Origin of the sequence: Fulvitalea axinellae (genome assembly GCF_036492835.1) — a bacterium.
Classification (GTDB): domain Bacteria; phylum Bacteroidota; class Bacteroidia; order Cytophagales; family Cyclobacteriaceae; genus Fulvitalea; species Fulvitalea axinellae.
In genome coordinates this window covers 39,427-64,867 of the sequence record NZ_AP025319.1, presented here as the reverse complement: position 1 = coordinate 64,867, position 25,441 = coordinate 39,427, and the positions used below count along the sequence as shown (strand labels likewise).

General features: G+C 45.7%; 20 protein-coding genes. 8 read left to right on the top strand and 12 right to left on the bottom strand.

The features are described from left to right. The first annotated feature begins 266 nt into the window (after positions 1 to 266). Both AABK39_RS24610 and AABK39_RS24605 read left to right on the top strand, forming a co-directional pair. Positions 267 to 1,859, top strand: a complete 1,593-nt coding sequence (locus tag AABK39_RS24610; protein WP_338395861.1) for a sulfatase family protein — start codon at positions 267 to 269, stop codon at positions 1,857 to 1,859. Positions 1,860 to 2,209: 350 nt separating this feature from the next. Then, positions 2,210 to 3,322 (top strand): acyltransferase family protein, encoded by a 1,113-nt coding sequence (locus tag AABK39_RS24605; RefSeq protein WP_338395860.1) that lies wholly within the window; start codon positions 2,210 to 2,212, stop codon positions 3,320 to 3,322. 595 nt (positions 3,323 to 3,917) lie between these two features. On the opposite strand, the gene AABK39_RS24600 is transcribed toward AABK39_RS24605, so the two are convergent. Together AABK39_RS24600 and AABK39_RS24595 are read right to left on the bottom strand one after the other, a co-directional pair. Beyond that, a complete protein-coding gene (locus AABK39_RS24600; RefSeq protein ID WP_338395859.1) occupies positions 3,918 to 6,257 on the bottom strand; it encodes a TlpA family protein disulfide reductase in 2,340 nt (779 codons plus the stop codon). 563 nt (positions 6,258 to 6,820) lie between these two features. Then, the gene (locus AABK39_RS24595) at positions 6,821 to 8,317 is read right to left on the bottom strand and encodes a hypothetical protein (protein WP_338395858.1); all 1,497 of its coding nucleotides are present in this window, start codon (positions 8,315 to 8,317) and stop codon (positions 6,821 to 6,823) included. 206 nt (positions 8,318 to 8,523) lie between these two features. Between AABK39_RS24595 and AABK39_RS24590 the strand changes: the two genes are divergently transcribed. Both AABK39_RS24590 and AABK39_RS24585 read left to right on the top strand, forming a co-directional pair. Continuing rightward, a complete protein-coding gene (locus tag AABK39_RS24590; RefSeq protein WP_338395857.1) occupies positions 8,524 to 8,739 on the top strand; it encodes a VF530 family protein in 216 nt (71 codons plus the stop codon). A gap of 409 nt (positions 8,740 to 9,148) precedes the next feature. Continuing rightward, positions 9,149 to 10,069 carry a metallophosphoesterase family protein gene (locus tag AABK39_RS24585; protein ID WP_338395856.1) on the top strand — a complete coding sequence of 307 codons (921 nt, stop codon included), beginning with the start codon at positions 9,149 to 9,151 and terminating at the stop codon, positions 10,067 to 10,069. A 438-nt stretch (positions 10,070 to 10,507) separates the two neighbouring features. Here the strand turns inward: AABK39_RS24585 and AABK39_RS24580 are convergent, their stop codons facing one another. From AABK39_RS24580 to AABK39_RS24570, 3 genes are all read right to left on the bottom strand, one after another. After that, positions 10,508 to 11,170: a hypothetical protein gene (locus AABK39_RS24580; protein ID WP_338395855.1), complete on the bottom strand. Its 663-nt coding sequence runs from the start codon at positions 11,168 to 11,170 to the stop codon at positions 10,508 to 10,510. Between the two features lie 60 nt (positions 11,171 to 11,230). Then, the gene (locus tag AABK39_RS24575; protein ID WP_338395854.1) at positions 11,231 to 11,902 is read right to left on the bottom strand and encodes a hypothetical protein; all 672 of its coding nucleotides are present in this window, start codon (positions 11,900 to 11,902) and stop codon (positions 11,231 to 11,233) included. Positions 11,903 to 12,158: 256 nt separating this feature from the next. Further along, complete coding sequence (locus AABK39_RS24570) at positions 12,159 to 12,950, bottom strand: type 1 glutamine amidotransferase domain-containing protein (RefSeq protein WP_338395853.1); 792 nt, start codon at positions 12,948 to 12,950, stop codon at positions 12,159 to 12,161. Between the two features lie 142 nt (positions 12,951 to 13,092). Between AABK39_RS24570 and AABK39_RS24565 the strand changes: the two genes are divergently transcribed. After that, positions 13,093 to 13,467 carry a winged helix-turn-helix transcriptional regulator gene (locus AABK39_RS24565; protein WP_338395852.1) on the top strand — a complete coding sequence of 125 codons (375 nt, stop codon included), beginning with the start codon at positions 13,093 to 13,095 and terminating at the stop codon, positions 13,465 to 13,467. Between the two features lie 75 nt (positions 13,468 to 13,542). Here the strand turns inward: AABK39_RS24565 and AABK39_RS24560 are convergent, their stop codons facing one another. Continuing rightward, positions 13,543 to 14,577 carry a family 43 glycosylhydrolase gene (locus AABK39_RS24560; protein ID WP_338395851.1) on the bottom strand — a complete coding sequence of 345 codons (1,035 nt, stop codon included), beginning with the start codon at positions 14,575 to 14,577 and terminating at the stop codon, positions 13,543 to 13,545. A 309-nt stretch (positions 14,578 to 14,886) separates the two neighbouring features. On the opposite strand from AABK39_RS24560, the gene AABK39_RS24555 reads away from it, so the two are divergent. After that, on the top strand, positions 14,887 to 15,123 hold the full coding sequence (locus AABK39_RS24555) for a hypothetical protein (RefSeq protein ID WP_338395850.1): 237 nt from the start codon (positions 14,887 to 14,889) through the stop codon (positions 15,121 to 15,123). A 73-nt stretch (positions 15,124 to 15,196) separates the two neighbouring features. Here AABK39_RS24555 and AABK39_RS24550 read toward each other — a convergent pair whose 3' ends face one another. The 5 genes from AABK39_RS24550 to AABK39_RS24530 form a co-directional block, all read right to left on the bottom strand. Next, positions 15,197 to 16,339, bottom strand: coding sequence for a PepSY-associated TM helix domain-containing protein (locus AABK39_RS24550; RefSeq protein WP_338395849.1), 1,143 nt, complete (start codon positions 16,337 to 16,339; stop codon positions 15,197 to 15,199). Between the two features lie 71 nt (positions 16,340 to 16,410). Beyond that, positions 16,411 to 17,655: a DUF4374 domain-containing protein gene (locus AABK39_RS24545; RefSeq protein ID WP_338395848.1), complete on the bottom strand. Its 1,245-nt coding sequence runs from the start codon at positions 17,653 to 17,655 to the stop codon at positions 16,411 to 16,413. 86 nt (positions 17,656 to 17,741) lie between these two features. Continuing rightward, on the bottom strand, positions 17,742 to 20,093 hold the full coding sequence (locus AABK39_RS24540) for a TonB-dependent receptor (RefSeq protein WP_338395847.1): 2,352 nt from the start codon (positions 20,091 to 20,093) through the stop codon (positions 17,742 to 17,744). A 543-nt stretch (positions 20,094 to 20,636) separates the two neighbouring features. Then, positions 20,637 to 21,281: a hypothetical protein gene (locus tag AABK39_RS24535; protein ID WP_338395846.1), complete on the bottom strand. Its 645-nt coding sequence runs from the start codon at positions 21,279 to 21,281 to the stop codon at positions 20,637 to 20,639. A gap of 95 nt (positions 21,282 to 21,376) precedes the next feature. Beyond that, positions 21,377 to 21,910 carry a YceI family protein gene (locus AABK39_RS24530; protein ID WP_338395845.1) on the bottom strand — a complete coding sequence of 178 codons (534 nt, stop codon included), beginning with the start codon at positions 21,908 to 21,910 and terminating at the stop codon, positions 21,377 to 21,379. 141 nt (positions 21,911 to 22,051) lie between these two features. Here AABK39_RS24530 and AABK39_RS24525 point away from each other — a divergent pair, with 141 nt between their 5' ends. Then, complete coding sequence (locus AABK39_RS24525; RefSeq protein WP_338395844.1) at positions 22,052 to 22,450, top strand: MerR family DNA-binding protein; 399 nt, start codon at positions 22,052 to 22,054, stop codon at positions 22,448 to 22,450. A gap of 435 nt (positions 22,451 to 22,885) precedes the next feature. Then, on the top strand, positions 22,886 to 24,778 hold the full coding sequence (locus AABK39_RS24520) for a Calx-beta domain-containing protein (RefSeq protein WP_338395843.1): 1,893 nt from the start codon (positions 22,886 to 22,888) through the stop codon (positions 24,776 to 24,778). Between the two features lie 135 nt (positions 24,779 to 24,913). Here the strand turns inward: AABK39_RS24520 and AABK39_RS24515 are convergent, their stop codons facing one another. After that, entirely contained in the window at positions 24,914 to 25,393 is a 480-nt protein-coding gene (locus AABK39_RS24515; protein WP_338395842.1) for a hypothetical protein, read from the bottom strand. Between the last annotated feature and the right edge of the window lie 48 nt (positions 25,394 to 25,441).

The window sequence follows — 25,441 nt, the reverse complement described above, 5'->3', positions numbered from 1 at the left end:
CGTTTCGCACTCAGCTTGGTGGATAACTATAGGCGCCCGATTAAATTAACCTTGGAAATTCCGTAAAATGAATCATAAAAGCGGACAGATGTCTTTTGTTCTCTCCGAAGAACATAATTGACACCAAATGCACGCATGTTTACTGATATTTGGAACGGTTACGGTATGCCCGTCGTTTTGGATTGCCGGATTTTTATAGTTTCACACACTCTGGCTTCTTTTTCGAAAAACCGTTTTGGATAAAATTTTTCAGTTCATAACATGGCATGGCACATCTTACTAAAAACATCTCAAAAAAGCTTTTGGGCCTTACGGCCGGAGCTATGACCCTTTTGCCCGGAAGCGGGCAGGCGGGCGATAATCCTAAAGCCAAAAAGGGCAAGGACAAAGACTTGCCGAACATCATTTACGTCTTGGCCGACGACTTGGGAATAGGCGACGTGAGTTGCTTCTATGACAAGGGCAAAATCAAAACTCCGCACCTCGACCGTATGGCCGCCGAGGGTATGCGCTTTACCGACGCCCACACCAGCTCGTCGGTATGTACGCCTACGCGCTACGGTATCCTTACAGGGCGCTATAACTGGCGTTCCACGCTCAAGAAAAGCGTTTTGGGCGGGTATTCTCCGGCCCTGATACCGGAAGACCGGAGCACTGTGGCCTCAATGCTCAGCGACGCTGGCTACAACACCTCGTATATCGGCAAGTGGCACTTGGGCTGGGGCTGGCAAAAAGGCGCCGACGGAAAAGTGGACTTCTCGAAGCCGATTACAGACAGCCCTAACGAGCGCGGTTTCGATTACGCTTACGGGCACTGCGGATCGTTGGATATGGCGCCATACGTATATGTGGAAAACGGCAAGAGCACCATGGTACCAACCAAAACTACCGTAAACAAAGGCGGTAGCGCATGGTGGCGCAAAGGCCTTACGGCCGACGATTTCGTACACGAGCAGGTGACGCCGAATTTCTTCGCCAGAGCAATTAACAAGGTAAAGGAGCAGGCCAACGGCGACAAGCCTTTCTTTATCTATCTGCCCCTCCCCTCGCCTCACACCCCCGTTTTGCCTATCAAGGAATTTCAAGGCAAGAGCGGTTTGAACCCCTACGCCGATTTCGTAATGCAGGTGGACGACCATATGGGCAAACTCCTCCAAACACTGAAAGATGTGGGAATCGAGGACAATACGCTGATCATCTTCACCAGCGACAACGGTTGTTCGCCGGCGGCGAAGATGAACGAGCTTCAGGACAAAGGCCACTACCCTAGCGCGCAGTTTCGTGGGCATAAGGCCGATATCTTCGAGGGCGGGCACCGGGTGCCGTTTATCGTGAAGTGGCCGGCCAGAATTAAAGGCGGGCAAGTGTCTGACAAGACTATTTGCACTACCGACTTTATGGCTACTTGCGCCGATATCGTGGGGCACAAACTCAAGGACAACGAAGGTGAGGATAGCTACAGCATGATTCCTTTGCTGAAAAGGCCGAACTCGAAGAAATTCAAGAGGGATTACACTATCCACCACTCCATCGCCGGGCGTTTCGCAATCCGTCAAGGCGATTGGAAATTGGCTATGTGCAAAGGTTCCGGAGGTTGGAGTGCCCCGCGTCCGCCACGAAAAGGCAAGCCTGCGCCAGAAGGCTGGGACGAGATGCCGGATTTCCAGTTGTATAACCTCAAAGATGATCCGGGAGAGAAGAATAACCTCTTCGAGAAAGAGCCGGAAAAAGCGCGTGAGCTTAAAGCTTTGTTGATGAAATGCATCGATGATGGCCGTAGCACTCCGGGCGCAAAACAGTCGAACGACGTATCGCCTAAGGGTTGGCCACAACTCGACGATTTGCGTACGGCAATGTAAGCGTAACACGAAGAAAAAGCCAATTAAGAGTGTTTTCTGGTATTGCCATCGGAAAACGAGACCAAGCACCGCCGGCTATCCGAAAGAGGAAATGGCCGGGGTGCTTTTTTGTTTACGGATTTACTTTTAAATTGTACCAGGACCTGTCAAAAGGAAGTTACAATCGCGTCATTTTTTAGTGAAATGTAATCGGCCGAAGGCTGATGCACCCAACTCTGGGGGAACTTTTTGTGTGCGAAAAGAAAAACGGACTCCATTTTATACACATACCCTAACACTTGAGCCACTAACCTTTCCCTTGGTATTATCTAAAAATTAACACATCCGTATTGTCATTTATTTAAGTATTTATGGGCGAATTAATTAACAATAAGCGATTGGCGTCATTGGATGCGCTTCGGGGCTTTGACATGTTTTGGATTATCGGGGCCGATGTTTTTTTTAAGCAATGGGCCAAGGTGTCGGGAGGGCCGGTATTAGGGCTGATGTCCGAAAACTTGACGCATGTATCGTGGAACGGCTTTTCTTTGTACGATCTTATTTTTCCGCTTTTTTTGTTTTTGGCCGGGGTGTCTACTCCTTTCTCCGTCGGGCGACAGCTGGAAAAGGGTAAGGACCGAAAGGAACTTTTGTTAAAAGTAGTTCGGCGTAGCCTGACGCTGGTGCTGTTGGGCGTAATTTATAATAACGGTCTGAAGCTTCAGCCGATTGAGCAGATGCGTTTAGGAAGCGTGTTGGGCCGTATTGGTCTTGCGTATATGTTCGCCAATATCATTTACCTGTATGCCGGAAAGCATTGGCGGGCATTTTGGACCGTTTCCATATTGGTCGGTTACCGGATGCTTTTGGGCTTCTTTGCGGCGCCCGGTTTTTCAGCCGGCGATATGACTTTGGAAGGCAATGTAGTGTCTTATATCGACCGGATTTTGATGCCCGGCAAATTGCTGGTTGGCGGTATACACGATCCGGAGGGACTGATATCAACCGTACCGGCCATAGCTACGGGGCTGATGGGGATTTATACCGGAGAATGGCTACGGAGCGAGAAGATTGACGGTAATAAGAAGGCCTTGGGGATGGTTGTGGCCGGATTGGTATTGTTGGGCGTAGCTCAGGCTTGGAATCTGTTCTTTCCTATAAATAAAAACTTGTGGACCAGCTCATTCACTCTTCAGTGCGCCGGCCTGAGCCTATTGCTGATGGCCGTGTTTTATTATGTGATTGATGTCAAAGGCTTTACGAAATGGGCATTTTTCTTTCGGGTTATCGGCATGAATTCTATCCTGATTTATATGTCGGGGATTTTTATCAATTGGTCATACGCCACACGGTCTATGTTCCAGTGGTTGGCGCAATTGGGTGGCGAGCAATACGGAGCCGTAATCTTGGCCGGCGCCGCAATTATGGTCAGGTGGCTGTTTTTGTATTTTTTGTATAGGAAAAAAATATTCTTGAGTGTTTAATACTTTTTTCAACGAGTGTATAACCATTTCAGGGTAAACAGAGATAATAGGGTTGGCGATAGGCTCCAGCCTAGTGCCTTACGCATATTTGGAGCTTCCAAGCTCCACCCAATGCTTAATCGCCCTGATTTTGTTATACACTCTGAAGAAAAACAGAAACCAGAGCGAACTATACTCTGGTTTCTAATCGCCCTGTTTCGTTATGCGTTCCTTTTTATGGATGTGGGAAATTGAAACAAAAGAATGTCAGACCTTAAAGCCCCTTCTCTTTTAATGGAGGGAGTACCTTCCCGAAAACGGCTATATTTGATAAAAAAATAACATCCCTCAAAAACACCTATTTTACTTGACAATTTTACCCAAAATAGCCCTTCTAGCCCCTTACAGATGGGTTTATCCGTAGATTAGCCATGGATCATGATGCTTAACGCCACGGATAAAGATACTTTGATGATACTTTTGGCCCTTTTAAAATATCCAAATCACCGTCAAAAACAACCGCTTTGCGCGCTATAAGGTACATGCTGGTTTTTTTATGAACGCATAAATGTTTTAGGGTAGATAAAAGCAGAAACTGGTACGATAGCCCCGACCGTCATAACGGCTCATTCGCCAACTCCTTATCAATCATTGCCTTAAACCCTTTCCAAGTTTTGACCGTATGAATCCAGTCGATCTTAGGGTTGATAATCCGCCCGTCTTTGCCTATAAGCGCAAGATGGGGAATCCCGGAGATCTCGAATTTCGCTTTTAGCGCTTGCCACTCTTCTTTGCTTACGCGGTGATGCTTGCCCTTCATTCCATCGGCGAAGGTCCTCCATGACTTTAGCGGTGAAGATACGTCCGCTATATAAAGAAACTCCACATCCTTGCCCTCCATATCTTTTTTGAGGGGCTTGAGCTTTTGATGCATATCGAGGCAAGGCCCACACCAAGTGTTCCAAAAATCCACAAGCACCACTTTTCCTTCGAGCGGGCGAATCATTTCCGCCAAGATTGTGTCGGCGTCGTGGACTGCCTTCTTTTTCGCAACCGATTTTTCCCTTTGCAAATGATACTTGTATTGTTCGGCAATAAACATTTCAAGATACTCCCGAAATACAGGCACGTTTAAGTGCTCTTTGAGCAAATCGATCCTTTTGTCCCCTTTCCCAATCGTATTTATATATTTTACGGAGAGCAAGTTGTTTAATTTAATCAGGTCGAACGCAAAGGTTGCTTCGCCATTGTAATGATGATCCCGAAGGCTGTCCAAAGTGTTTAGTTTGACGATTTCCTTAAATAGTAGATTACTTTCTACTGAATGTTTATCATAAATCTTCGTTATCGTTGGGCCAAATCTGTCTGTGAAATCCTTGTCTCTTTCTATTAGTTCAGGAGACAATTGCCTTAAAAGCTCCCTGTCCGCTTTGCTTTTATTTTTGATTCTTTGGTTTACAAAATCCAATAACAAGGCTTCGGAAACAACGCCCGCATTCGTTCCGGTATCAATTTCCCAAAATTTGTTTACATGCTTCTCATGACGCATCATAAAGTCTATAATCTCTTTTCTATTCTTCCTTCTGAACGCCTCGTATTCACGGAAGGGAGCCCCTTTGTCCCTATCATATTGGAGCAGTTCCGCTTCAATTGGGCTTAGTCGACCTGTCTTCTCGACCTTTTCCAGAGTTCTTAATGCATTAGCGAAATCGTGGGACATACTATTTACTTTACTTTTTGTCCAATGGCAGAAAGACAAACGATTTATGAAAATGCTGTAAGCGCTATTTACAGACAGAAGGCCGTCAAGATCATTGAGTATATCGGTTGTCAAAAAATCATAATAATCGTTTCCCGGTTTCAGGTCTGGGTATTTGCTCTTGTCAAATTCCCGAAATTCGCTTAGGACATCCCTTTTGAAAGATTCCACCTCAAGCATACAGTACAGCGCATTGAAATTTATCCCTGCGCTTAGTATTTGCTTTCCTTTAGGACTGACTTTTTCTGAAAAAGCGTATTTCTTAAATATTTTCAGCGCTTTTTCCCATTGGCCATAACAATATTGTTTGTACTCCTCAGCGGTATAGTTTATTATCTCTTTCTTCGAAAAGTCCCGGTGATAATTTATAGACCCGAAAGGTTTTGTCACCTCTTTATATAATTGAATTTCCTTATTTACTCTGGCAGTTGGTCCCATAAATTCTTGCCTCTCTTTCTCGAATAGCTGAAATGTGGTTTTTCCCGGCTCTAAAAAGACATGAGAATAGTATCGTGTTCCTTGCCCCATTCTTACGATTGCCGAAATAGGATGATGTATAGCTAGTTTTACTCGAAATGAGCCATCTTCCTTGACTTTATATCGATATGGTAAAGAATGTCCCCCAAGAAAATCATTAAGATGAACCATCCCGCTCTTTGGTCCCAAATCCGGCCTGTACCCTTTGATATAACCCGCATAGACAGCAGTGTCCGCTTTCGGTAAAATATTCACTTCGTAAGGATCTTCCGTGTTGACTTTCGGAAAGTGATAACGCTTATATTTCGAAGTGCTTTCGCCGTTTACGCCAATACTCACCGAATCTTTACCTTTCGTGTTTACGCTCAGATTGATATTTCTTTCGTTACCCTTTAGGCTAATTTTCGTATTCAACCAGCCTTTTTCTATTTCGCCGTAGTCCCATATTTCTCCATCATATAAAACCTTTTCCGGTAAAAAGCAGAAAGTAAGATTGGCGTCGTCGTCGGTGGCGTACCACTTGCCCGCCAATACTTTTGGAAAACCTTCGGGAAAGTCTTCGATACGCAGGTCGATATTCCGAGTTTTTTTTCTGTATGTTTCGTGAATAAGGTTTATAAATTGGGTACCGTCTGGAATGCGATCATAATGCGCCAAACAGGTCCTCTTTGTGATTTCTGGCCCTGTACTTTCAAAAAATGTGACTTTGGAAAACTTCATTGGTTCGCCTATTATCCCCTGAGGCTCCAGGTGAGTTTTTTTTAGGTAATGCTCAATGTTTTTTCGATGTCTCGCTTCATACCGGAGTTCTAAAACAGTTTCGTTACCCTCAATTATAACCTGCGATACCGTAAACGGCAACCCGTTCCGCGCTTGGTTTGGCGAGGTTATAACTTTATAAAAACCAACCTCTTTCGGCGAATTGCAAGCCGCAACACATAGTAAAGCGCATAGAAAAATACTCAATAGATTTTTCATATTAAGATGTCTTGAACAAGCTCTGGGTGGAGTTATCCCAAGCTTTAATGATTAAAAATGGCCTCCCGCAAGGTGATTAAGGAGACCTCAATAAAGAACAAAAAACAATGTAGGCGATTCAAATATAGCCAAAAAAGTATATTTATTTCACTTTATATAAATGAATTTAACTATTTAAGAAACAAGTAAAATGGTTCGGTCGTGTTATTCAGGGTAAAATTTATATTGCGAGTGGCTTTTCCTATAAAACCGAAGCCCAAGAAATATAATTTCGGGAATTAAGCAGATAACCAACACGGGTATTATTAATGAGCCTCGCTAAGCTCAAAGAAAATCCTTAGGGCGAGGCCTTTCACCATTTTGTGGTTGAAGAGGTTTTTGTAGGAAATATGCAGTTTGGACTGTATGGAGAACATTATCTCGGAAAATGCATCGCTGAACGGTATTTTCAGGATTTCCCGTTCGCGCATATCCCGGATAGTTTCAAAGTATATGTCTTTGTATACCCGGACATAGTCCGTTGGGTGGCCGGTCTCCCTTTCTTCCGATAGACATTCATTGCGAAGGAAATCTTTGGTTACGCCGTCGGGGTCAAAGCGCATAACCATGTCCAGATATTCTGGATTGTTGATTTCTACCGGACCGAATTTTTCGTCGCCTCCCTCCGCTTGCCTGCTTTTGGCGAAGTCGCTGTAAGCTACGTGACAGAGTCCCCTTAAGTAGGCGTTGTTGAAGAGGCCGGCAGTGCAGGTACTTCGTTTTTTAGCGAAATCGAGCACTAGATGGTAAAGATTGAACGGCGTTAAGCCGGGCTGTTTCGTGAATTCGCTGGCGTATTCGCCTTGTAATTCCTGTAGGGTTTGCTCGTAAAAATTGGTTAGGTCGTATATGTTAAGGCCTTCCACCGCATGCGCCAAACCTAGGTGTTGTATAAAGTGGAAGGCTCTTTTTCGGAAGAATAGCACGTATTCCAGATATTCGCCCCGTTCTTCCTGCGGTCCTTCGAAGTATCGTTTCACTATTTTGCGGTCGAGGGCCGAGGGTTCTTCTTCGCCCTCGAAGGGCACCAGATATTTATCGGCTTCCGAAGCCAAAGAGGCTTTGTGTTTTTGGAGCCTTTCGTTCAGTGTCGAAAATTCGTCGCCTTTGGTTCTTGGGAGACTCCAAGTCGGGTTGAGTGGCGCCGGTGTGGCTTCCGCTCTAGGTCTTGGCGTCACCACCGTTTTTTTTCTGGATGGCAGTAAACTCATTAGCGAGCTTAACACCGGAAAGGAGAAACCGGAAGCTTCGTTGCCGGCTTGTGTGGTCGGGATTGAGAGTCCTTCGCTGGTCGCTGGCATTGGCGGCGTTATTCCCGGTATGGCGCCGTGGCGTTGCCGGTATGTGGCCGTGAATTCTGAATGGTCGCCGTAGCCCGGCCTTGGCGGGACCTCCGGAAGGAACGGCACGGGGCTTGGCGGTTGGTTTTCTTCCCTGTTGCGGTAAGATTCCGTAAACTCGGTGTGGCTCTCGTATGCGGGCGGCGGCGAGTATTTTTTGCCTCCCGTGGCTGTAGCGCTATTTGGTGTTGTGGAAGTTCCCGTAGCCCCTAGGCTAGGCGGTGTGGGTTGATATTCGGGCGCGGCCTCCGGGACTATGTCCACGCATTCGTCATCTATGTCTACGCTGGTAAAGTGGGATACGTCCTCTTCTTCATCGTCTTTCTTCTTGCGCCTTAGCATGGCTTGGGCGGGCATGGAGCGTCCGTTAGCTCCTGCTTTGTTATGTGTTTTCGTCGCCTTTCCCCGCTGATGCCTGAACATGCCTTCCCTCTCCGCGTTGCTTTCTCTTTGTGTATTACTCTGTTGGGGGATTATTGTTGTTGGAGAGTACCGGGTAAAAGGACAAAGAATATGGAGCGAGGTTATGATATTTCGCGATAGCGGAACAAATAGCGGACGTAGGGACGCGAGGGGACAAAAACAACCGTGGCATCTTCGTATCTTTGAGGGAAACAAAGAGCAGAGAGATGGAAAAATCGAAGGATCCGTTACATGGCGTAAAGCTGGCTGATATATTGGAACGTTTGGTGGCGGAATACGGCTGGGATGAGTTGGGGGACAGAATCCGTATCAATTGTTTTACCCACGACCCTTCTATCAAGTCAAGTTTGAAATTTTTGCGCCGAACTCCTTGGGCCCGGGCAAAAGTGGAGAAGTTGTACTTGGGCTTATTAGAGAAATAAGCCGAAGGGAGACTGAATCTGCTTTAAAAGTGCAAAATGTATTTGGTTGGAGTTTTCCGTATTGTCGGGGTTGTTTTTTCTGGGCTATATTTCCTCATGTTTTCACAATTGCTTGAAATCAAAACAACAACCTATTAAACTAAATTAGTTATTATTGCATTACATAAACTGTATTTAGTAGTACAATGTAAATAGCGATATGCCTGAAGGCTGAGTAAATTGATTTTTAAACAATTGTTATTCAGACCCTTTGGGCTTGGTTTCTATATTTCGGAGCCTTTGTCCTTTTACGGAAAGTACTTTGTAATTAACGGGTATAGGAGTAAGCTAGGAAAATTGTTCGCCCCATTTCCGAAGTTTATTTGAAGATGCGAGCCTCTATACCGAAGAATCTTTACGATTTTTTGTAATGGCTGAGAAAAAGACGATCAACAGAAGAAAATTCGTGAAAACTTCCATGCTATTGGCTTCCGCGTTGCCCGTATTCGGGTCCGCGTTGGCGAAAGGGAGCGAAAAACCTTTGGTGAGTTTCGGGATGATTACCGATTCGCATTATGCGGACCGGCCTCGTCACAACGAGCGTTATTATCGCGACTCCATGGCAAAGATGAAGGAATGTGTCAGGGTGCTTAATTCGGTCAAACCGGACTTTGCCGTACACTTGGGCGATTTTAAGGATCAGGACGCAAAACCTAGCGAGCGTAGGACGATGAAATATCTCCGTGATTTTGAGCGCGCGTACGCGGACTTTGACGGAGACAGGTTTCATGTGTTGGGTAACCATGATATGGACAGTCTCTCGAAGGAACAGTTTCTGGCCAATGTCACCAACAGCGGTATAGGAAAAGACCGGGCGCACTATAGCTTTATGCGCAAAGGCGTTCGTTTTATAGTGCTGGACGGCTGTTACACCAAGGCGGGCGTTTCTTACGACCATGATAATTTTAAGTGGGATGACTCGCAGATTCCCGAGTCGCAGCTTGAATGGCTCAAGGCGGAGCTAAGCGCCGACCGCGCGCCAACGGTAGTGTTTATTCACCAGCAGTTGTTGGGCGAAAAAACGCATATGGTGCTGAACGCTGATAAGGTGCGTAAGATTCTGTCGGATTCCGGGCAGGTGTTGGCCGTGTTCCAAGGCCACGCACACGTAGATACGCAACATACGGAAAATGGAATCCATTACTGCACGCTTCCGGCAATGTGCGACGGCAAAGGGTTGGATAATAACGCGTTTGGCGTGGCCACGCTTTATGATAACGGCGATATCCGGCTGAACGGTTATAAGAAAGTAAATGACCGTAACCTGAAGAAAGCGAAGGGAACGTCTTAATTTTTGGTGAAAGAATCGATCGGTTCCCTGATATGGAATTGATTTTACAATATACGGGAGGCTGTCTTTAAGGACAGCCTTTCGTGTTGGGTGGCTTTTTGAAGCTTGACGATTCGGATACGCATAGGACGTTCTGTTTCAATTAACCCAGAATTTAAGTATGCATCTGAACAAAATTATCTTTGCTCATGGGTTAGTCAATTTTTGATTCCAATGCGTTCCAAAAAACTAATTTCAGGCCTTTATTTTTCTTCCATAACTGCGATGCTTTTGGATGGAAGAAAAATTTGTAGCCGTATTTGAGAGATTTTTTGGTTACTTTTTCATCTGAAAAAGTAACACCGAAGCTAGTTATAAGCAAGTTGTTTATGGTTTCGGGATATCGTCTTTTAAATGCCAATAATTGTCGTTGTGCGTACTTATACACCCATAATCTGTTTATTGGGTTATCTCGGTAGCGCAATTCTCGTTATAAAACTTTACGATTAGGGGGGCGTCCACCGCTCTGATTCTCTCTTTTTTCAATTTGTCCAATAGCTTTGGGCAGTCGGGCAGAAAGCGCTTTATGCTGGATTCCGTGAAAAGGTCGTTGACTACTAATGATTTGCCATCCTTTATTAAAACATAAACTACTGCGGGATTACTCTCAAACGCCGTGGTTGCTGGAATTGCTCTGGGGTTTGGACCGGGACTAAGCATCATTAAGGGCCCCTTTCTGAATTCCAATAGCCTAACGGGACCATCCATGGTACACCTTAGGAACAAGGAGTTGCGCAAGACTAACGCTAATCCTTGTTTGTTGAAATCGGAATTCTTCGTAGATATCATCCTAATGGTTTCTCCGCGATACGTGAACCGGTATTCCTTCGCGTGCTTGGGTTTCAGGGTTCTTTTATTCCCCCATTCGTCGTAGTATTTCACTTTTCCTTGCAGGGCTTGTATGTTGATTATCCCAGTGTCTCGATCTGTTGGAATTTCGAAACTTGCCTGCTGAATCTGCCTATCGAAGAAGATTAGTCCGTTTACTATTTCAATAATATCCGCTCGCGATACGGATGTCAAAGCGCAGAGAATTAAGGTGAAAAAAAGTGTGCGTTTCATGGTCTGTTTGAGTAAAATATATAGAACTTGAGTTTGGTTTTCAGCCGATACGTCTCTCCCCTACTTCTTCACAACTCCGCAATTCTCGTTATACAATCTCACCGCCAAGGTCGCCGTGTCTTCAGTATCCGTCTGCCGGGTTGCCTTTTCCTGAATATTTGGGCAATCGGACAAAAAGAGGTCTAGATGAGATTTGGTCGTTGTGGCGTCCAAGACCAAAACCTCTTGGTCTTTAAACAGAATGTATTCCTTTCGCCCTTTGGTAAGGGGTTGTTGGCCCGGGCCTGCATTCTTAAAATACCGGGCGGGTTGCTGAAGCATACGCCGCCTTTGCGCGTTGATATCCGAGCCCCGGTGATACTCCAAAAGCCTTACGGCGCCGTCTTCCACACACCTTAGAAATAGCGTTTTGGCAAACGGCGGTTTTGTCCCTTTCTTTGGAAAGGCCTTCCGGCTTACGGATATCATACGGATTTCCTTTCCCTTGAAGGTAAAGCGGTACTCCCTCGCCTGTTTGGGCTTTAGGATTTGTTTGTTTCCCCACTCGTCATAATACCTGACCTTGTGTTGCAGTAGCTCGAAGCGGATTTCCCCCGTTTCGCTTTCGGTTGGGATATCGAAGCTGGCGCGTTTGATTTGCCTTTCGAAAAAAATCAGGCCCTCAACGGCCTCGGCGCGCAGGCCTAACGGAAGTAGGCAACAGGCCAAGGTCAGAAACAACATGTGTTTCATAAAAATACATTGTAATATTTGCTGTGTGACTTTGTTTGCTTTGCGAATATATAAATGATTCTGTTTGCAGTACAAATATGAGAGCAAAGAGTTGGGAGAGTTCCTTTGGATTGTCCGGTTTTCCCTCTTCTGTTGATGGTCAAAATACCCAAGAATCAAGACTGAATGCCCAATACAAAAAAAGACGGACAGGGTTTTTCCTGCCGTCTTTAAAGTGGGTTGATCGAGATATTTTATTGATTATTAATGCTTTTCCTTATTTCAACGCTTTGAGCAACGCTTCGGCTACGGCTGGCGTAGAGGTCGGGTTTTGGCCCGTGATCAGGTTGCCGTCCACTTGTGCGTAGCTTTTCCAATCGTCCGTACGGCTGTATTGGCCTCCGTTTTCCTTGAGTTTGTTTTCCAAAAGGAACGGCACAGTGCCGGTCAGCTGAATGGCTTCCTCTTCGGTGTTGGAGAATCCAGTCACCTTTTTGCCCGATACGATTGGCTGGCCGTTTTTGGCTTTGGCATTTGCGAAAGCGGCCGGTCCATGGCAAACCGAAGCTACGGGTTTTCCTGCGTTGAAGAAGTCTTCCAGCAATGCGATTGAGTTTTTGTCCGTAGTCAAATCCCACAAAAGTCCGTGTCCGCCCGGGTAGAAAACGGCGTCGAAATCGCCGGCTTTTACGCTGGTCAGCGTGCCGGTATTAGCTAGAAGTTTCTTTAGCTCGGCGTCTTGTTCGTAGCGTTTGGTGGCCTCGGTGGCGGCTCCTTCGGCCAGGCTACCGGGATCGAAAGGTATCTGTCCGCCTTTTGGCGACACTATGGTAATGTTGATGTTGTTGTCTTTGAGCAAGTAATACGGCGTGGCGAATTCCTCAAGCCAAACGCCGGTTTTCTTGTCGGTGTCGCCCATCTGGTCGTTGCTTGAAAGCACAAACAGAACGCTTTTGGCTTTTGCCGCGATGGTTTCTTTCTCGCTGTTTTTGGTTGATTTACCGCTTTGGCAAGACCAAAGGGCGGAAAACAGGAATACGGCGAGTGTGTATTTGAATAGGTTTCTCATCTGTAGGTTTTTCGGGTGATCCCGTTTTGGGAACGCCATTCTACTATCATTATTATAGTTGCGATATTAGGCATTGCGCCGTAGCTTCGCAATAACTATCCTTTTGGATAGTCTTGATTTTCTGCTCCGAAAACCTTTTCGAATGAAGTTGAATTGCAAAAGCCAGATGATAAGCCTGAACGGAAAGCTGTATCCGTGCACCACGAGTATCACGATGGATATTATTGGGGGAAAATGGAAATCGGTGATTCTGTATCATCTAAAAGACGGGACTCTGCGCTACAACGAATTGAGAAAAAGCATGCCCGTAGTGACGGAACGCACGCTCAGCCTTCAGCTAAAACAGTTGGAAAAGGACGGGGTGGTCTACAGGAAGGAATATTCGGGCAAACCGCCGTTGAGGGTAGAATATTCCTTGACGGATTTAGGGCAGACGCTGGTTCCTTTGTTAGAAATGATCTCGGCTTGGGGAGATACGTTGGCGGAAGCCGGAGGGGAAGTAGTCAGTAATCGGTAAAAATCTGAAATACAGATATGTAGAGACAGGGTATATCCTGTCTCCACGTTTTGATTTTCCTGAAAAGGATGTAAACTATTGATTCCGAAATACATCCAAACTCCAAGCGTCTTGCCACAGAATGCTAATATCCTTGCCTTTGAATTTGATCGGTAACCAGATATAAGCGCTTTCGTAAGGGTGTTTCGGTTTGTTGATATCGAATATGGCGATATAGGCATCCTTTTGTTCGTCAACTTTCAGCACGAAGTTCGATTGCCCGCCGAAGGTTTTGTCTGGCCCGAGGTTGTTATGCGGGTTTGTGCCTTGGCATGGATTTCCCCGGAATTTCCAAGGTCCGTAGATGTTCCGGGCTGTGAAATGCCTTGCGGGGTTGGGCGCCCAGCCTGTCGAGCCTGAGGCTAACATGTGGTAGATGCCGTCTTTTTTGAAAATGGCCGGAGCTTCGGTATGGCGGGTTACGCCTTCGCATATTTGGTATTTTCCTTCGGGCATCAGGTAGTCGTCACGCATTTTTCCGATTACGAAAGCTTTGTCGGGTTTTCTTACCGAGAGGTGGTATAGCTTGCCGTCGTCGTCTTTGTATATGGCGAAATCTCCGGTGCCGTTTGGCGATCCACCTCCCAAGAATTTGTGTTTGTAGACAAATGGCCCCACCGGACTGTCGGATGTGGCTACACCTACGTAGGCTACTCCGTGGCCTTTGCCCCGGAGATAGAGTTTGAAGAACATGACGAACTTCCGGGTGGCTTCGTTATACACCACTTTGGGGCGGTCGTGGTTGCTGTCGAAGGCTAAATCGCTGAGTGTTTCCCCTTTTATCAGTTTGAGTACCAAGCCTTGGTCGTGCCAGTTTACCAAGTCTGATGAGGCGTAGCAGTGGACGCCGGCGTCGGCGTGTTCTTTTTCGGATAGGCCTTTTTCCTTCTCTTCGCCGTACCAGTAGTAGATTCCGCCATGGGAAATTACGCAACCTCCGTGGGCGTTGATTCTTTTTCCCGCGCTGTCTTTCCAGACGGCGTCGGGTTTTATGGTCTTGTTCTGGGCCAATGCTGTTTGCGCTAGAAAGCAGACGGTAATTAAAAAGCTCAGTAGTGTGTTAAGGCGCATTATGAGGCGTTTAAAAATTTTCGAAAAATACTCTTCGGAAGCCAAACCGGTTCCTGCATTATAAACGGCGTATGGTGGGTTTTCCCTCCATTTGCGATAGGGTTCCGGATGGGGTAGAATGAAGGTTGTTGCGTTTTGCCTCAAGGTTTTGGTCTTTCCAAAAAAAATAGCCTGAGACCGATTCAGGCGTGTTTTATTTAAATTTATTACAATTATGTATTCGCCAGATTAGTTTGTTTTGATTGATTCTAAGAGGCTGTGTCCGGTAATTTACACCGTATTCTACAGACATTTTAAACCCCTACCGCTATGGATATCAAAACTTCGAATTCTTGCATTAACTGTGACAACCTGATGAACAACAGCTTGTGCAGAGTGAATAATACTATGGTAGTTTTTGATCAGACTTGTGAAAAGTTTGACCAGAAATTGGAGTTGCACAAAGACTCTGACTGCGGTAACTGCGTAAAGCATAACCAGACGACTTGCGCGCATCCGGCTACGGCTTCTGAAGGGATGTTGTGCACCTCCTACGCAATTGGATAAACCTTTTCGTATTAGGTATTTGGTCTTAAGTATTAGGTACCTAAGACCGAATACCTAATACTTAAGACCACTTTCATACTGCTTGCGTTATCGCCTGTTTCTTTCTGTTTTTTGAACTTTTGTTTTTCCTGCCCAGATACATCAACAATCCCGTTACGGGTAAGGACGCCGCTAGCAAGCTGGCCAAGAATGCCAGTATTTTTCCGGGCAATCCTCCAATAGCGCCAATATGAATATCGTAGTTTAGACGGATTACGTGATCGGCGAAATCGGCTTTCTCGTATGGGCCGTAGATGCTGTTCGTCTCCAATTCCTGTAGAGTGGACTGATCGTAAAAACGATAATCCATATCGTAGAAAAGACCTTCGGTATTGGCCATTTCCACCAATATTCCTGTGGTGTCGCTTTCCGGAAAGTGGAGTTCGTAGGTTTTCGCGTTGGGGTAATGCTCTACAAGCATAGGTACCAGCGCATCGATAGGGGCTTTTGGAGCGTTGGCTTCGGAGACGTTTTCCGGGTAAACGAACCTCGGGTTCTTGTCGCCGCCCGTGGCTTTGAACACTATGAAATAGAACCATCCGTAAGCCATGACGCATCCGGTAAAAGCCAACGCAAAAGCGAAAGCCGAGGCGTAAAAACCGACAACGGCGTGCAGGTCAAAGTTTTTGCGTTTCCAGCGGGTGGTGGCTTTCCAGTCGAAGGTCAGGCGCTGTTTGCGGGCTTTTTTGTTTTTCGGCCACCACAGAACGATTCCGCTTATGACCATCGTCAAAAAAATCAGCGTGGAGAGGGCGATGACATTTTCCCCGATTGCCTTTGGAAGCCAGAGGCGTGTGTGTCCGGCCAGCACGACGGCGAAGAAACCGCTTTTGTGATCAACCACCCTGAGCGTGGCGCCGGAGTAAGGGTTCAGGAATACGCTTTGGTAAAATTCCGGGTTGTCCTCATAAAAAACCACTTCCAGGCTTTCGTCTTTTTTACCGAAAATAATACCGTGGATGTGGTGGCCCGGCAGGGATTTCAAGGCCAGTTCCTTGGCCTGAGTGGCGGGAATAAAGGGTTTGTTTTCGGGCTTGACGGTTTTGTGCCAAGCGTCGAACGATTCGATTTCTTCCTTAAAAGCCCAACAACAGCCGGTTACGGCCACTATAAAGACTATCAGGCCGGTAACCAGACCTAAGTATAGGTGCCAATTGTACCAGTTTTTTTTTGACATGGCTAAGGTCTTAGATAATGGTGTCAGGCCTTAGGTATCCGATTATACCTAAGGCCCGATACCAAAATTCATTATAGCTTGAAGAATCCTTTGATGGTTTTTCCTTCGATTTTGGCGCCTTTAACCGCTGTGGCAGAAGCTACATCCACTTGGTAGATGTGGGCGTCTTCGGCGGTTTCTACGCTTACGTATACTTTTCCGTTTTCCACCAATACCGGAGAAGTGTAACGTTTCGCGTGCAAAGGCACGTTGGCTACGTTAGTTACGGTTTTGGCTTCCAAATCGAGGATCACCAATCTTTGGTGGAAAACCTCGCGACCGAAAGCGGCCCAAGGAGTATCAGGATCCATTTCTTTGACCAAAATACGGGCGATGGCTTTGTTGTCGCCGGCGTAGTCCATCCAGAAGATTTTTCCTCCGTTGGTCTTTTCCTCTATATTGAAGAAATAATCTTTGTCGAATTCGGTCGCCCCTTTATTGATACGCAAGAGGCCTGATGGTTTGCTGGAAGCTGGATCGATACCGCTTGAGAGCGTTCCGCAAGAGAACGAGTACAGGTTTCCGTTGTCGGCTTCGATAATGCTTGAAGTGGCTCCGTTTACGCCGATTGGAGAAGTTCGGGTGTCCTTGATGATTTTTTCGGGCTTGTCCGTCACGTTCGGGAACGGGAAGATAGCCACATGGGCCGCATTGGGATCGGGGTAAGTATAACCGCCTTTGGCGTCCACAATATGGAGAGGAACGAAAAGCTTATCGCCACGAACCACAAGCGCGGAAGGAAGCGATTTTGTACCGGCCTCTTTATCCACAAAAAGCTCAAGGCTGATTTTCTGCTTGTTCTCGCCCGTAATAGGGTCTACGATGTACAAGAGGCTGTTGTCATAACCGGTTCTGTTGGTTTCCATAGCCAACATATACTGACGGTCTTTGGTATGGCCGAACATTTCCAAGGCGTTGTCGAATGTAAAGCTGGCCATTTTCTTGACGGCCTTGGTTGCGTCGACTTGGTAAGAATTGCATTTGTTGTCGCCGTAGCCTGACACGAAGAGTGTCTTGCCCACTGAGCGGACAAAGTTCCAACCCAAGATTTCGTACCCCTGCCCTTCGGCTGAGATTGCTCCTTGCATAAGGTCCACTCCCGGAAGGATGTATTCGGATTCGTTCTCGTCACGCGATTTGTCGAGCTTCAGGTATACCGCCCACTCTTCCCCTTCCGGGATGACCGGTTTTGGATCCGGATCATTATCATCTGAGCAAGCTGAGAATGTTATAAGGCATGTTAGCGCAAAAAGTAGCGCTCGGTTAAGCGTTTTCATCGTTTGTTATTTTTATTGAAGAGTAAAGCTATAGTTGGTGTTTGGTCTTAGGTACCTCAGACCAAATACCTAATACCAACCAGTATTTATTCTTTTTCGAAGACGTAGCGGAGCTTTAGGTAAAAGGCCCTGCCTGGCTTTTGGACTCTGAAATTGTCGTATACTAAGGCGTCAAGTACGTTGTTGGCCATTAGGGCCACGTTGTATTTGCCGGAGGCGAAAGCATAATCGATACTGGCAGAATGGTACTTTTGGGTAGGGATGATCTTTTTGCCTTGCGAGCCGTGGTAGACTTGGGCCATATAGATCTTGTCCGTGTAATAGAATTGCCATTGTACGGAAAGGTCCTTGTCAGAGACATTCGGCAAGATATTCCAGCGCAAGCTGGCGTTGCCGAACAGTAAAGGCTCGTTCGGTACTTTGGCTTCCGAGTCCCTTACGTTTAGGCTCTGGTTAGTGAGGTTTCCGCTAAACGTCAAGTGCTTGTCGAAGCTTACGGTTAGGCTAGATTCAATCCCCTTGGCCCTTACGGCGCTGAGGTTGACGTAGCGGGTGTCTCTCGGGTTTGGAGCCAAAAGTCGGATCAGGTTTGAGGATTCTCTCCAAAAACCGTTTACGGCTATTTTGAACTGAAAACGGGAAAGCTCGAAGGCGTAATCGGCCTCCAGGTTGTAGTTGTAGCTTTTTTCGGGCTGAAGTTCCGGGCTGATGTTGATAAACAGTCCGTCGCCCAGCAGTTCGTAACCTTCGGGCAGGCGATAGGCTTTTTCGAAGGAAAAACGGAAGCCCAAGTCGTCGGTGGCGGTCCAGCCGGTGGTTAGGCCGAAGCCCGTCGGGTTGGCGTCGCTTTTTACGGTTTTCGCTTCACCCGTTTCCGTGTAGCGGGTTTCTCCGGAGTACCAATATTGTTTGCCGAAGATCTCGGCGTTGAGAGTGTTTGCCGGATTGTGTATCCGGTAGGCAACGCCCAAAACACTTTTGGAAATGTGGCTGGGATCGTTGAAAGCGGTGTTGAAAGGATCGACATCGTCGTGGCCTTTTCGCCTCATGTAGTTTTGGCTGAAATTGGCCTGCAATTGGTGCAAGTCGCCCAGATCGTAGCTGACGAACTGGTTTGCCCTGAAGATTCGGTCTGTGACCGTATAAAGCCTTTTGTTTTCGAAAAACTCACCGTCGGCGTTGCTGTCGATTATCTCGTTGCGCCAATTGACTTCCACGCTACTGGTGTCGACGTAAGTGTCTTTGACCACTCCGCCGTTGGCATAAGCCGAAAAGAACAGTTTCCCGATATTTTTCCTGTAATTCAGCGTGGCCAAGTCGCTGGAATTTTCTCCATGAAAATCCTTGAACGCTTTGGTGATAAACAAATCCTGATGCTGGTATTCGCGGTGGTTTTGCGCATGCAGATACCCTATGGAGAACTCGTCCGCCCATATTTTTCCCGTGAGTCCGGCCTTTGCGTTTATCATCGCCGATGTGTACGCGGAGTGGAAACGTTCGGCGTCCTGTTCCTTCAGGTTGCCCAGTTCGTCCTCGATAGGCACGTTTTGCATATCGTAACTGTTATCCGAATAATTCAGAAAGCTGTGGAGTTTGACGAAGTAGCCTTTGTCGGCCGGAGCGTATTTTCCGTTGAAGGCGACACGGTGAGTATTGAAAGACCCGACCGAGTACGAGGCGTCAAGTAAAGTTCCCGGAGAATTGTCGGTCACGATATTGATGGCCCCGCCCAAAGCGTCGGCGCCGAACTTGATGGGCACCACGCCCTTGTACACTTCGACGTTCTCGATCAGCGTAACCGGAAAGTTGTTGAGCGTAAGCGCCGAACCGTAGTTCTCCATCGGTACGCCGTCGATAAAGTACCGGACTTGGTTGCCGGAAAGCCCGTTGAGGGAAAGATTGAAACTGGAGCCCAGACCGCCCGTTTCGCGTACGTTTACACCCGGAAGGGCTTTGATCACTTGGTTGATATCGGGCGATACATTTTTGAACTCGGCGCTCTTGATCAAGGCTACGCTGTAGCCACTGCGTTTCATCTCTTCGGCCTCGGTTTCGGCCCGGATCTCCACAGCGTCAAGGGCTTGGGAAGTTGCTTTTAGAACGAAGTTCTTCTTTACGGTTTTACCTTCGAAAAGAATTTTGGAAGAATGGCTTTGGTAACCGATAAAGGAAATCTCCACCTCATGCTCCCCTGCCGGAATATTATCAATGCGGAATTCGCCATTGGCGGAAGCTTGCCCCCCTTTGGAAACCGATTTGAGCAGAATGGTAGCGTAGCTTAATGGTTCGCCTTTGCTGTCCGTGACTTTTCCATGGAAGGTCACCTGGGCAATGGCAGGTAGGCTAATCAAGTACAGGTATGAGAAAAAAAAAGTCGTAAATATAGCTTTCCCTATTTTCCTATTAAGATGATTATCCTGTTTTGGGCGAGTAAGCATCGCTTTATATTTATTTGTTATTATTCTAAATAAAATTAACATTCGCAAATGTATAAGATTGGATTGAATAAAAAAATCATATCCTCACTTCCCTATAGTCAATAATGTAATATGATAGCTCTCATTTGAGGTAATAAAAAGCCATATTTAAGCAATATATTTCCTGTGAAGTGATATTTTATCGACGTGGATAGAAGCGGTAAAAACAGGGTTAGTCCCTCAAAAACAGAAGGTTTAGATGATTGTAGTTTAGAATAAATCTTGTTAATGATTAATCTGTAATAAAGCCCTTGGTTGTACTATTTTGACCTGTTTATTTTTTATAAAAAAGTGTTATTCGATATCTGTATCTATTGTTTTGGATGAATTTGACTAGGTTTCTGAGTAATAGGAAACTTAAGATGAAGGAAACCAATAAAGACTACATGAAAAAATTAACCTAAATCGTAGCGAAAAAAAATGGGTCAGAATCAATTATGGTATTACGCATGAAGTAACCAAGGTTTGAAGCTAGATACGTAATACCATAATTTTCCTACTCCCCTATTTGGAATTATACACTGTACCAACCTGAAAGGCTTTTTGTTTTATAAGGCCGAAATAGCGAATGGTCTTGAAGAGTTGCCCGAATGAGCGTTTTACTTTATTTCCGGCGTTACGGAAATCTTCCACCGATTTCCAAGCGAAAACCAAGATGTCAATATCTTCGTCGAGAGAGCTGAACTCCTGATCGAACACGAAGCCCGGCTGGCGTTTGATAAAGCGCATAAAACCAGCTCGGCGTTCCGGGTAAACCTTCCGTTTGGCGGGTTTTATCTGTCGAGACGCGAATTCTATGGCGTATCCTTCCTGAATCATCTGGCTAAGGTTGATTTCGTTTTCGCCTTGCGGAATCATCCTGAAGCTGGCTTCCACCTCAAACGTGTCCGTGTATTCCTCATAACCAATAGCGCTTTTGACAGTCCGTTCGCCTTCCCGCATTGTGGCTTCTGATGACCATTCGTTGAGTTCAACATAAGCGTTGCGGGCTTTACTTTGCGGAAATGAAAAGAACGATTTGAACAATCTTCCGTAAATCAGGCTTTTGCATCGGTTCAGCTCTTCCTCGTGTATCTTCCTAAGTTCCCCAAAGTCTTTTTCGCGTCCCGGTTTCACTTTTATGTAGGTGATTCTATATGCTTTTTTCATTTCGATGTTGGTTAATTCAGGGAAATAGTATTTGGTATCAGGGATGGATTTATTTTACTTAATACCTAAGACCTGATACCTCCAAATACCCAAATTCAATTCCCGACACAAATGATTTTTACCGTCACGGTTTTGCCTACCATCATTCCGCCGGAGGGGCCTAATTTGTAGTCGCTTCTTAGTATCTTAATTGTTCCGGTGAGGGTCTTGCCCTTATGTTGGAAAGGTATTTTCACCGCTTTCGTTATACCGTGCATGGTGAGTTTTCCACTGGCTACTAACCCATTATCTGTTCTCTTTATTTTTTCCGATGTAAAACATATTGTAGGGTGTTTTTCTACTTCGAAGAATTTCTTACCCCTCAAGTGTTTGTCCCGGGTATTGTTGTCGGTGTCTACTGTGGCGGGATCTACGCACACATTGAAAGAGGCGTTCTGGATATTGTCCGGATCAAAACGTACGGTGCCTCGCATACCCCGCATAGTGCCCTCTACGGTACGGAAACCCATATTCGATACGGAAAACTCTATTCTAGATTTCTTGGAGTCTATCGTTTGGGCCACTGTCGGGAGCGTGAGTAAAAGGACGAATATGGCCGTTAATACAGTTGTTGATTTGGGATTTCTCATCTGGTTTGCTTTATGTGTTTTCTATTGTTTGGTGGCGGGGCCTTGTCCCTTTGCCGTTTAATTTGTATTGTTCGAAAGCAAATATAAACCATGGACCACGGTCAACGGTCAAGTATTTTCTTCACTTTATTTCAAGGAAAGATGAGAATAGGGCAAATAGCTAAAGAGACGGGCGTATCCAGAGACACGATTAGGCTGTATGAAAAAATGGGTTTGCTCAAGAATGTAAGCCGGCCAAACGAATATAACAACTATAAGGAATATGGCGAAGGATGCGTGGACCGGGTAAAACTAATATTACTGATGAAGGGCTTGGGTTTTACGCTTAACGAATGCGGAGAGGTTTTGGAAATGTTGGATGCGGGAACGCTTGATGCCGATTCTCAGAAAGATTTGGTTAGAAAAAAACTTGAGGCGATTGACCGAAAAATCACTGAGTTGACTCGGGCAAGGAAAACGCTAAGCGAAGTATTGGGACAAGCCTGTCCGCAAGAAAAAGCTGAGAAGGCTAGAAGTCAGGGAATAGAAAGTAAAAAGTGAAAGTAATGCCACTTACTATGAGAGGGTAATCTCATTATAGCTTATTCGATTAATACAATCATAATATTTTCATCGGCAAGCTTGTAAAGCCATCTTTTATTTATCAACAATGTAAATATTTATATTTAACTGCGCATATCATAAGATTTATGACTTTTTGAAAAAACAGAATACAGCCTCTCTAAAAGACTTAGGAATAGTAAAAATGAAAAGAAAACGAGCTTAATTATACTTAAAAGAAGCAGAATTTAGCCTATGAGGTTATGAATTCACGTCAATCAAGTACAGAAACAAATGTTTATTGTTTGAAAATATAAATATTCAATGTGCTATTTTAATTAAAAAAATTAAATGTACAGTTATTGATATAAACTTTGAGTATTCTTTATCAAATCAATAGATTCGAAAAAAATTCATATTATTGATTTTTCAGGTATGATAAAGAAATTACTCTTTCCCCTGTTCTTCGCCTGTGCGTTAATGGCTTGCGAAAAGGACGATTCGGAAGACAAAGCGACTACGCCAGTTGTTAGTTTTTCCATAACGGAGACATCGCTGAAAGAAACCAGTGGGGCTTTCAGCGTTTTGTTGACTTGCGACAATAAACTGAATACAAACGCTACGGTGGAGATTGCGTTGGACGGTACCGCAAAGTACGGCGAGGATTATACGACAATCCCGGAAGCGAGCGAAGGGAAAGTGACGCTGGATATTGTAGAAGGCGAATGGAAAGCCTCTTTTGATATTAAACCAACGAAGGACGACAAGAACGAAGAAAACGAGACCGTGGCTTTGGAGTTGTCCGTTGGGCCGGAGGAAAAGGCCGTTGTGGTTGGCGAAAAGAAGGCCATGACCGTAACGATTAAAAATATAAACCCTGACGGAACGGGAAACAACGGAGGTGGCGCCAACCCTGACGGGCTTCCCTGCACCAAGAAACTGGAAACTTACAGCAACATTACGAAGACTATATGCTCTACGAATATCGCTGGTCTTAACGTGGTATTTGTAGAACCGTCGTCGGGCAAGCCTACCAGACTGGCGGTTTTGTTCCCTGATAAAGATCTTCAGGCCGATCAGTTGCGTCGCGGTTTAGGCGGAGGTTTGGACTTCGCTGACGAAAACGATCTTCTGCTGATAGCTATATCTGATCCAGAGGAGAAGAATTGGAAAAAAGTCAAAAACCACGAGCGGGTAAAAGAAGCGTTGGAAGACGTATTGGAAGCTTACGATCTGCCTAGCGACAATATCCTGTTTTCGGGCGTGGATGAAGGTGGACATTACCTGACCGATAAGTTTATTCCTGCTTTTGGAGACGTGTTTCAGGGGGCGTTTCATTTACCAAGCGGAATATATCAGCCAAGTGTAGCCTCTTTCGCTTGGGACCCGACACAAAAAGCTGAGCTTGTAAACAAGTTTGCCTTATTCTTTGATTATGGCGCCAGTTACCCTGCCCTTATCGGTTTGTCGAAAGAAAAGATAGATAACGCTTATACCCAGAAAGGCTTTAAGGTAACGCCGAAGAAAGATCCGGGGCGTTGCGAGAATAACGCATATACCAATCGTCTTACTTTTTGGCAAGAATACATGCAGGGCACTCCCTATGTGCGTCCGGCGGTAGGTCAAATCACTTGCGAAGAACAGTTGAAAACTCACGTGGACGGAATGATGGTCTGTAAGACTAAACTGGCCGGTATAGAGGTGGTTTATTCGCGCCGTTCCGACGGTACTTCCCCCAAACAATTGGCCGTACTTTTCCATGGAGATGGTGGTAGCGCTATGGGTGCAGGAGTTTCCTATAACATGGAATTCGCCAAAAAGCATAATCTGCTTTTGATGGCGATGAGTGCCGACGCTTGGAAAGACTCAAAGACCATGGGCCCGATACACAGTTGGGCCAAGAAGAACTGCGCCAACGGCGTAAGGGAGATTCTACATGCGTTTACGGACCAATTTGGTTTGCCTAAAGATAAAGTCCTGTTCTCGGGTGCGTCCGGTGGCGGGTGGTACTTGGCTGACGAGCTGGTTCCTACTTTGGGTGGCGAATTCCAAGGACCTGTGCATATGGCTTGTGGTGCCACAAGACCAAACGATTCAAATTTTGAATGGGACCCAGCTACGATGACCACAGAACGTGATAAACTTCCTCTGTATTTCGATTACGGTACCGGCGATTTCGTTACTCCTTCTATCGAAAAGGGCATTAAATATTACAAGGAAAAAGGCTTTAATGTGAAGACTCCGGATCCGCTTGGTAACGAGGGGCATTGCGGAACAAAATATATTGACAATAGAAAAGCTTTCTGGAGTAAGTATCTGGTAAAGTAAGGTGTTTTATTGAGCCTCTGTTCCCGTTTTCATTGACGATTACTTTTGGTCTGCCCCAGTTTTGTGTATTTCACAGAGCTGGGGCAGTTTTATTCTTGGGCTTTAAGAGCTTCGGAAGACACTATAAACACTTCTTTATTTTTCAGCTTTGGCCTTCAATAATTTTTTATAATTCTTATTGAATTTTGTATTGTCAAAGTGTCTTTTCTTTCCGTCGTTAATAGATACGAAAACCATATCGAAACTTTTGAAAAGTTGGGCCACCGCTTCAGTATCCGAGGTATCGGAGATTAGTTCCATTGCTAGCCATGGCTTGAAGTCAAGTGTGTGGACAAAGCTACCGGCACTGAAGGTGATTTTGTGGCTCTTCTGTTTAGAGTTTTTCAATGAATGGGCGCTGTAGACCAAATGGATTTTCCCTTGTTCGTTTTTTATGAACGAGAGGATCGCCGCATTATTCATCTCCGTGTCGTTGGATATTCGGATAATCTTCGGTCTCCCGTTGGCATCGTTGAAATACCAGCGGTCAAAGCGTATTTCGGTTTGCCCGTATGTGTCTGCACAAAATGATAATAAGGCTACAACGGTCAGGAGGGATGGTAGTACTTTTCTCATAGTCAGTTATGTGTTGTGCGTAGTGTTGGTTCGTTAAAACCATTTGAG

Coding starts and splice junctions, on each gene's coding strand:
- AABK39_RS24610 (WP_338395861.1), top strand. CDS start 267: ATGGCACATCTTACTAAAAACATCTCAAAAAAGCTTTTGGGCCTTACG.
- AABK39_RS24605 (WP_338395860.1), top strand. CDS start 2,210: ATGGGCGAATTAATTAACAATAAGCGATTGGCGTCATTGGATGCGCTT.
- AABK39_RS24600 (WP_338395859.1), bottom strand. CDS start 6,257: ATGAAGTTTTCCAAAGTCACATTTTTTGAAAGTACAGGGCCAGAAATC.
- AABK39_RS24595 (WP_338395858.1), bottom strand. CDS start 8,317: ATGTTCAGGCATCAGCGGGGAAAGGCGACGAAAACACATAACAAAGCA.
- AABK39_RS24590 (WP_338395857.1), top strand. CDS start 8,524: ATGGAAAAATCGAAGGATCCGTTACATGGCGTAAAGCTGGCTGATATA.
- AABK39_RS24585 (WP_338395856.1), top strand. CDS start 9,149: ATGGCTGAGAAAAAGACGATCAACAGAAGAAAATTCGTGAAAACTTCC.
- AABK39_RS24580 (WP_338395855.1), bottom strand. CDS start 11,170: ATGAAACGCACACTTTTTTTCACCTTAATTCTCTGCGCTTTGACATCC.
- AABK39_RS24575 (WP_338395854.1), bottom strand. CDS start 11,902: ATGAAACACATGTTGTTTCTGACCTTGGCCTGTTGCCTACTTCCGTTA.
- AABK39_RS24570 (WP_338395853.1), bottom strand. CDS start 12,950: ATGAGAAACCTATTCAAATACACACTCGCCGTATTCCTGTTTTCCGCC.
- AABK39_RS24565 (WP_338395852.1), top strand. CDS start 13,093: ATGAAGTTGAATTGCAAAAGCCAGATGATAAGCCTGAACGGAAAGCTG.
- AABK39_RS24560 (WP_338395851.1), bottom strand. CDS start 14,577: ATGCGCCTTAACACACTACTGAGCTTTTTAATTACCGTCTGCTTTCTA.
- AABK39_RS24555 (WP_338395850.1), top strand. CDS start 14,887: ATGGATATCAAAACTTCGAATTCTTGCATTAACTGTGACAACCTGATG.
- AABK39_RS24550 (WP_338395849.1), bottom strand. CDS start 16,339: ATGTCAAAAAAAAACTGGTACAATTGGCACCTATACTTAGGTCTGGTT.
- AABK39_RS24545 (WP_338395848.1), bottom strand. CDS start 17,655: ATGAAAACGCTTAACCGAGCGCTACTTTTTGCGCTAACATGCCTTATA.
- AABK39_RS24540 (WP_338395847.1), bottom strand. CDS start 20,093: ATGCTTACTCGCCCAAAACAGGATAATCATCTTAATAGGAAAATAGGG.
- AABK39_RS24535 (WP_338395846.1), bottom strand. CDS start 21,281: ATGAAAAAAGCATATAGAATCACCTACATAAAAGTGAAACCGGGACGC.
- AABK39_RS24530 (WP_338395845.1), bottom strand. CDS start 21,910: ATGAGAAATCCCAAATCAACAACTGTATTAACGGCCATATTCGTCCTT.
- AABK39_RS24525 (WP_338395844.1), top strand. CDS start 22,052: ATGAGAATAGGGCAAATAGCTAAAGAGACGGGCGTATCCAGAGACACG.
- AABK39_RS24520 (WP_338395843.1), top strand. CDS start 22,886: ATGATAAAGAAATTACTCTTTCCCCTGTTCTTCGCCTGTGCGTTAATG.
- AABK39_RS24515 (WP_338395842.1), bottom strand. CDS start 25,393: ATGAGAAAAGTACTACCATCCCTCCTGACCGTTGTAGCCTTATTATCA.